Source organism: Acidocella sp. (assembly GCF_028687955.1).
In the GTDB taxonomy this organism is placed as follows: domain Bacteria; phylum Pseudomonadota; class Alphaproteobacteria; order Acetobacterales; family Acetobacteraceae; genus Acidocella.
The window spans coordinates 1-5,475 of record NZ_JAQTZC010000100.1; the positions used below are offsets into that span (position 1 = coordinate 1).

Genomic DNA, 5,475 nt, shown 5'->3' on the forward strand with positions numbered 1-5,475 from the left:
CAGGGGTTAACCCCGGCGCGCATACTGCGAAGTGATGAACTTAACACGGCATACGGCATGGAGACCAAAATGAAGAAGAATGTTGGCGGGATTGACCGGATTTTGCGCATTGTGGTGGGGCTGGCGCTGATTGTCGCGGCGTTGCTGCATTATGTGGGGTGGTGGGGCTATATTGGCGTTGTGCCGCTGGCGACCGGGACTACCGGCTGGTGCCCGGCGTATCTGCCGTTTGGGATAAAGACCTGCCGCTCGGCCTGAGTTGGATTGAGAGAAACCGGGGGGAGGTTCATGAAAGTGCAACCACCGCCCCGGGTGACAAAAGAGCCCGACGTGGCTAAGGGGAAGCAGCGGAACAACCCTTAAAGCGCCAGGCAGCATGATGACCAACTATACCCCCCCTGCCCTGGCCGGACGCCGGTTGCCCAACCGTTGGGACGGGGTGGCGCTGCTGCTGGTGATGGGGCTGCTGATCGGCTTGGTGGATGTGGGGCGCGGGACGATCGCGACGCCGATTGCGGCCATACAGAATACGCCGATCCATCTTAACCCGGCGTATCTTCCGTATTATGCGCTGCGCTCCACGGCGCGGATGTTCGCGGCGCTGTTCTTCTCCTTCACCTTCACCTTCACCTACGCCACGCTGGCGGCGAAGAGCCGTCGCGCGGGGATGGTGCTGATACCCATACTCGATATTCTGCAATCCGTGCCGATTTTGGGGTTTCTGACCTTTACGGTGACGTTCTTCATGGCGTTGTTCCCCGGCCAGGTGATGGGCGCGGAGCTGGCGGCGGTGTTCGTGATTTTCACCAGCCAAGCGTGGAACATGGCGTTCAGCTTTTATCAGGCGCTGACCACGCTGCCTACCGATTTGCAGGAGGTGGCGCGCGGCTTCCGGCTCTCGCCGTGGCAGAAATTCTGGCGGCTGGATGTGCCCTTCGCGATGCCGGGGCTGATCTGGAACACCATGCTCTCAATGTCCGGCGGTTGGTTTTTCGTGGTGGCCTCCGAGGCGGTGACGGTGGGCAACACCACCTTCGCGCTACCGGGCATTGGCTCGTATGTGGCGACCGCGCTGGCGCAGCGGAATGTGGCGGCGATCGGCTACGCGATTGTGGCGATGCTCGTAGTGATTTTGCTCTATGATCAGTTGATCTTCCGCCCGCTGGTGGCGTGGTCCGGCAAGTTCCGTTTTGAGACAACGGCCAGCGTTTCCGCGCCGGAGCCATGGATGCTGAAACTGCTGCGCCGCACGGCGGTGCTCCGCGCGATCGGCGATGCGGTGAGCGCGGCGCTGGAGGTGGTGTTCCGGCTGCGGCTGGGGGCCGGGGTGCGGGTGCAGGTCGACGAGAACCGGAAGCCTTCGCGCATTGTCGATGGGGTGTGGTTCGGGGTGATCGCGCTGGTGGCCGCGTATGCGGGGTGGCGGATTGTCGATTTTGTCGCGGCCTCGCTGCAATGGCATGATCTGGGAACCGCGGTGCTGATGGGCGCCTATACGATGACGCGGGTGATTGTGTTGATGAGCGTGGCGGCGGTGGTTTGGGTGCCGATTGGCGTGTGGATAGGGCTGCGGCCGGGAGCCACGCGCATCGCGCAGCCGATTGCGCAGTTTTTGGCCGCCTTCCCCGCTAATTTGCTGTTTCCGCCGGTGGTGATCGCGATTGTGTATTTCCATGTGAACGCGAACATCTGGCTTTCGCCGCTGATGCTGATCGGCACGCAATGGTATGTGTTGTTCAACGTCATCGCGGGGGCGGCGGCGTTTCCGGGGGATATGAAGGAGGCAGTGGCGAATTTCCGGGTGCGCGGCTGGCTGTGGTGGCGCAAGGTGATGATACCGGGGATTCTGCCGTATTTCATCACCGGGGCGCTCACGGCCTCGGGCGGGGCTTGGAATGCCTCGATCGTGGCCGAGGTGGCGAGCTGGGGCAACAAGAAACTGGTGGCGCAGGGGCTTGGCGCGTATATCGCGCAGGCGACGAACAACGGCGATACGGCGCGTGTGGTGCTGGGAGTTGTTGTGATGTCGGTATTTGTCATCGTATTTAATCGCATTCTCTGGCGGCCGCTGTATGCCTACGCGACACGCCGCACCACCCTGGGGTAACGCATCATGGACCAGAATTATGAAGGCCCGCTGCTGACTGTGCGCAACTGCCGGCAGTCCTACCACAAGGAGGCCAGCGCGGATTTGGTGGTGCTGGACGATGTGGAGCTGACGCTGGAGAAAGGCGAGATTGTGGGGCTGCTCGGACGCTCGGGCTCGGGAAAATCCACGTTGCTGCGCATTGTCTCAGGGTTGCTGAAGCCGACGGCTGGCGAGGTGAAGTGGCGCGGCAAGGAGCTGCGCGGGCCGGCCGAGGGCGTGGCCATGGTGTTTCAGAGTTTTGCGCTGTTTCCGTGGCTCACCGTGCAGGAAAACGTGGAGCTGGGGTTGGAGGCGTTGGGCGTGCGCAAGGATGAGCGCGAGGAGCGCACGGAGGCGGCGATCGACCTGATCGGGCTGGGTGGGTATGATACGGCCTACCCGAAGGAGCTTTCAGGCGGCATGCGCCAGCGGGTGGGGCTGGCGCGCGCGCTGGTGGTGCATCCGGACCTGCTGCTGATGGATGAGCCGTTCTCGGCGCTGGATGTGCTGACAGCGGAGACGCTGCGGACCGATTTGATCGATTTGTGGATGGACAAGAAGCTGCCGGTGAAGTCCATCCTGATTGTGACGCACAACATCGAGGAGGCGGTGTTGTTGTGTGACCGGATTTTGGTGTTCTCCTCCAATCCGGGGCGAGTGGCGCATGAGCTGCTGGTGCCATTCGCGCATCCGCGCAACCGGTTTGACCCGGCGTTCCGCCAGCTGGTGGATGACATATACGGGATTATGACGCGCCGGGCGCCCAAGGAGGTGCAGGCGGCGCCGGCGGCGGTGCCGACGGGATTTGCCACGCCGCTGCATCCGGTGGGCACGAATTTGATGTCCGGCCTGTTAGAGACGCTGCATAACCCGCCCTATGACGGGCGGGCGGATTTGCCGGCGCTGGCGGCGGCGCTGCAATATGAGGCCGATGAGTTGCTGCCGCTGGGCGAAACGCTGGGGATGCTGGGGTTTGCCGTGCTGGAGGAAGGCGATTTGATTCTGACAGAGACCGGGCGGAAGTTTGCTGAATCGGAGACGGAGGACCGCAAGGTTATTTTTGCCGCGCAGCTGCGCGCGCATGTGCCGTTGATCTCAGCGATTACCACGGTGATCGACCAGCGCTCTAATCACCGGGCGTCGGCGGTGCGTTTCCGCGACGAGCTGGAGGACCATATGTCCCCCGAATATGCCGAGGAAACGTTGCGCACGGTGATCGCCTGGGGGCGCTATGCGGAATTGTTTGAGTATGACGAGGAGGCGCAGCAGTTCGGGCTAGAGGAAGAGGATGATGAGGCGGGTTGAAGCTGGGATAAACCAGATTCAGCCTGCCTCTGGGCCTTTTATGAATTGCTGGTGGTGACATCCCCCTCCCAGCCGCCGCCCAGCGCCTGGTAGAGGGTGACGAGGTTAGTGCCCAGGGTTTCGCGCGCGCGCGCCTGGCCTTGCTGGGCGGTCAGGTAGGCCTGTTGCGCGGTGAGGACGGTGAGGTAGTCCACCAGGCCTTGTTTGTATTGGTCCTCGGCGAGGTTGAGGGCGAGCTGGCTTTGCTGCGCGTCGGTGGTAAGGGCGTTGAGCGTTGTGTGCTCCTGGGTGTAGGCGCTCAGGGCGTTGTCCACCTGATAAAATGCGGTGAGCACGGTTTTGGCGTAGCCGATGGCGGCTTCCTTCTCCTGCGCCTTGCGGAGTTTGAGTTGGCCGTGCAGCTGTCCGCCCTCAAACAACGGTATGGTGAGAGTGGGGCCTACCGCATAGGTGAGCGCGCTCAGCCCGTTCAGGTTTTTGAGTTGCAGAGCCTGGAGAGAGACAGAGCCGGTGAGGGAGAAATCCGGGAAGAACGCCGCCGTGGCGACGCCGACCTCGGCGGTGGCGCTGTGGAGCTTGTCCTCGGCCTCGCGGATATCGGGCCGGCGGCGCAGAAGGTCTGCCGGGAGGCCGGCGGGCACGCTGGGCGGGGTGAGCGGCACGGGGGCAGCGGCCAACAGCGCGGGCGGGAAGCTGTTGGGGGTTTGCCCCAGGAGTAGGCCGAGCTGGTTGATCAGCGCGTCGCGCTGGGCGGTGAGCGTGGGAATTTGCGCGGAAATTTGCGCCGCGGTGGCGCGGGCGTTGGCGACATCCAGCGCGGTGGTGAGGCCGGCCTGCTGGCGCTCAACCGTGAGATTAACCAGCTGGTTCGCCGAATCCAGGTTTTTTTGCGTGATGGCGAGCACCGCCTGGGTGCCGCGCAACTGGATGTAATTGCTGGCGACCTGGGTTTCGACATTGAGCAGCGCGGCGCGGCGGGCTTCCAGCGAGCCGGCGGCGGCGGCAACAGCGGCCTCGGCGGTGCGGCGGTTCTTGCCCCAGAGATCAAGGTCATACGTGGCCTGGAGGCCGTACTGATAAACGTCAAACGGGGGGACAGCGGCCACGGGAATGCCGGCGCCGCCGCCGCCGCCCAGCGCCTGGATGACGCCCTTGTCGCTAAGCCCCTCGCGGGAATAGGAGGCGTTGGCGCCGATGTTGGGGTAGAGCACGGCGCCTTCAATCTGGGCCTGGGCCTGGGCTTCGATCAGGCGTTGGGTGGCGATTTGCAGGTCCAGGTTCTGGGCCACGGCCTGGGTTTCCAGGCTGGTTAATTCAGGGTCGTTAAAGCTGTTCCACCATTGGGGGTTAACCGAGCCGGCCGTGACATAGGGGGTGGCGGGGGCGCTGGAGATATAAGCCGTGGGGACCGCGGGATGCGGGGCTTTGAAATTAGGGCCGACCATGCAGCTAGAAAGGCTCAACAGTGAGACAGCAGCGAGTCGTTTCGGGTGAAGCCGGGAGGTGGAAAACACGTACGCAAACTCCTTATGCGCCCAGACGGGCCTTTAGGCTTAAGTGATAGCACAATCCGCCAAAGCACAAGAGCCACGGCCTGACAGGCCCTGGCACGCCGGGAAGCGCTGGAGCGTCATGTTCTCGCACTATCTTTGCGCGGTGAGTTAGCTGTGTTGCGTGCGGTCTGCCATACGGTGGCGGCAACGCCGGGGGGCTTGAAGGCGGCGGCGGCAGATCACTTCACTCGGCCGCGCTACGTGGTAGCCGAACCCGGCCCACGCGATTGAGGTGGCCGGGTTTGTCTGAACACCGTTTCGCTATCTGTAAAAAGTTCCACACTTCCTTGGCCTGGCGGCGTGGGCGGCATCGGACGGGTGCGTTCGGCCCGCATGATGGATTCGGTTTCCTTCGCTAGCAGCACCTGCCGGGCGCGGCCCGTGACAGGCCAGAACTGGATGCGCCGCCCTTGCTCGCCGCGCAGGCTGCCGCCAGCGATGGCGATGCCCTCGGCCTTGAGAAAACGCTCAGCGAAGGTTGCGTTCAGC

General features: G+C 63.3%; 4 protein-coding genes and 1 pseudogene. 3 read left to right on the forward strand and 2 right to left on the reverse strand.

Annotated features, from left to right (window positions below):
• The 3 genes from PHE40_RS10435 to PHE40_RS10445 all read left to right on the forward strand — a co-directional run.
• Positions 1-258: DUF2892 domain-containing protein (locus PHE40_RS10435; RefSeq protein WP_408839051.1), on the forward strand; the 258-nt coding region annotated here is incomplete at its 5' end.
• A gap of 121 nt (positions 259-379) precedes the next feature.
• Positions 380-2,107 (forward strand): ABC transporter permease subunit, encoded by a 1,728-nt coding sequence (locus PHE40_RS10440; RefSeq protein ID WP_299961510.1) that lies wholly within the window; start codon positions 380-382, stop codon positions 2,105-2,107.
• Positions 2,108-2,113: 6 nt separating this feature from the next.
• Positions 2,114-3,433, forward strand: coding sequence for an AAA-associated domain-containing protein (locus PHE40_RS10445; RefSeq protein ID WP_299961505.1), 1,320 nt, complete (start codon positions 2,114-2,116; stop codon positions 3,431-3,433).
• Between the two features lie 38 nt (positions 3,434-3,471).
• On the opposite strand, the gene PHE40_RS10450 is transcribed toward PHE40_RS10445, so the two are convergent.
• Together PHE40_RS10450 and PHE40_RS10455 are read right to left on the reverse strand one after the other, a co-directional pair.
• Complete coding sequence (locus PHE40_RS10450) at positions 3,472-4,896, reverse strand: efflux transporter outer membrane subunit (protein ID WP_299961507.1); 1,425 nt, start codon at positions 4,894-4,896, stop codon at positions 3,472-3,474.
• 359 nt (positions 4,897-5,255) lie between these two features.
• Positions 5,256-5,475: pseudogene (locus PHE40_RS10455) on the reverse strand (chemotaxis protein CheD); the annotation flags it as partial.

Coding starts and splice junctions, on each gene's coding strand:
- PHE40_RS10445 (WP_299961505.1), top strand. CDS start 2,114: ATGGACCAGAATTATGAAGGCCCGCTGCTGACTGTGCGCAACTGCCGG.
- PHE40_RS10440 (WP_299961510.1), top strand. CDS start 380: ATGACCAACTATACCCCCCCTGCCCTGGCCGGACGCCGGTTGCCCAAC.